The organism is Gottfriedia luciferensis (assembly GCF_002156865.1).
Lineage (GTDB): Bacteria > Bacillota > Bacilli > Bacillales > Bacillaceae_G > Gottfriedia > Gottfriedia luciferensis.
The window spans coordinates 1-1,170 of record NZ_NCTA01000084.1 but is presented as its reverse complement, the minus strand read 5'-3'; the positions used below and the strand labels follow the sequence as shown (position 1 = coordinate 1,170).

Annotated in this window: 1 protein-coding gene and 1 pseudogene; both read left to right on the top strand. The window is 44.4% G+C overall.

The genetic code is table 11. The features are described from left to right. The coding region (locus tag B7R67_RS21805; protein ID WP_328587387.1) for an exosporium glycoprotein BclB-related protein at positions 1-707 on the top strand (707 nt) is incomplete at its 5' end. A gap of 203 nt (positions 708-910) precedes the next feature. Next, a pseudogene (locus B7R67_RS21800) lies at positions 911-1,170 on the top strand (hypothetical protein); the annotation flags it as partial.

The window sequence follows — 1,170 nt, the reverse complement described above, 5'->3', positions numbered from 1 at the left end:
CGGGAGCAACAGGAGCAGACGGAGCAACAGGTCCAGCGGGAGCAGTAGGTCCAGCGGGAGCAACAGGCCCGGCAGGAGCAACAGGCCCGGCAGGAGCAACAGGTCCAGCGGGAGCAGTAGGTCCAGCGGGAGCAACAGGCCCAGCGGGAGCAACAGGTCCAGCGGGAGCGACAGGTTTACCAGGAACAGGTGCAATCATTCCGTTTGCCTCAGGTGGTCCGGTTGCAATGTCTACTCTGTTAACTGGATTAGCTGATACAGCAGGCTTGATTGGATTTGGTAGCTCAGCTTCAAATGTAACATTACTTGGAGGAGCAATCGATCTAACTGGAACAGCATTAGGTCCAATCCTTGACTTTGCATTTTCAGTTCCAAGAGCAAGTACCATTACTTCAATCTCGGCATTCTTTAGTGAAACAGCAGGATTAAATCTTGTTGGTACAACTATTACAGTAACAGCTCAATTATATAGTGCACCAGCAAATAGTAATAATTTTACACCAATTCCAGGGGCTTCAGTAACTTTGGCTCCGAATCTATCAGGGGTTGTATCTTTAGGATTTATTGCTAATGGTATTAGTGCTCCTCTATCAATTCCAGTAGCTGCAACAACAAGATTAATGATGGTATTTACAGCTGAAGCAACTGGACTTAACCTTGTTAATACTGTAGTTGGTTATGCAAGTGCAGGAATTACACTTAATTAATCGAAAAATAGATAAATAAAATCTTTATTCATGAGTTGACTCTACTCTATTAGATTATTAATTCTATCTGAATGATAGGATTGAATCTAGTAAGTAGAGTTTTTTTGCGGATTTTCAATAGAATTGGTAATAATATCCAAACAATCTTGTCCAACTACAATATTATAAAATGTACGTCAAAATAATTTTGGAGGTGTATCTATTTGCCAATACCACCAGGCCCACAAAATCAACCTTTATTCCCATTACCGCCTAGTCCAACAGGTCCAACTGGGGCACAAATTCCTCCTGGCCCAGTAATACCACCAGGTCCATCAGGTGTTACTGGATTAACAGGCCCACAAGGTCCAACGGGTCCAACAGGAGCAACAGGTCCAGCAGGAACAACAGGTCCAGTAGGAGCAACAGGTCCAGTAGGAGCAACAGGTCCAGTAGGAGCAACAGGTCCAGTAGGAGCAACAGG